Source organism: Paenarthrobacter sp. AR 02, assembly GCF_021538675.1.
In the GTDB taxonomy this organism is placed as follows: Bacteria; Actinomycetota; Actinomycetes; order Actinomycetales; family Micrococcaceae; genus Arthrobacter.
Genome location: NZ_JAJUKH010000024.1, coordinates 1 through 321, shown reverse-complemented (window position 1 = coordinate 321; position 321 = coordinate 1). Strand labels below are relative to the sequence as shown.

The window sequence follows — 321 nt, the reverse complement described above, 5'->3', positions numbered from 1 at the left end:
GGTGTCCTACTCTCCCACACCCTCCCGGGTGCAGTACCATCGGCGCTGTGGGTCTTAGCTTCCGGGTTCGGAATGGGACCGGGCGTTTCCCCCACGCTATGACCGCCGTAACCTTGTTACCCGTCCCGACCCCGTGTGGGGGTGGGTGGGAAGACTGTGGTTACAACTGTGGTGCTTGGTTGTTTATTCAGTTGGTTGTTGGTTCCCGGGGTTGTTGGTTGGGAACCACATAGTGGACGCGTGCAGTGTGTTGTGTGGTGTAAGTTGTTGGCCTATTAGTACCGGTCAGCTTCACGAGTCTTTAGTCCTCGCTTCCACATC

General features: G+C 57.0%; 1 rRNA gene. It reads right to left on the bottom strand.

Annotation, left to right across the window (positions count from 1 at the left end):
• Nucleotides 1-110, bottom strand: a 5S ribosomal RNA gene (gene rrf, locus LRQ04_RS20500); the annotation flags it as partial.
• Nucleotides 111-321 lie beyond the last annotated feature (211 nt).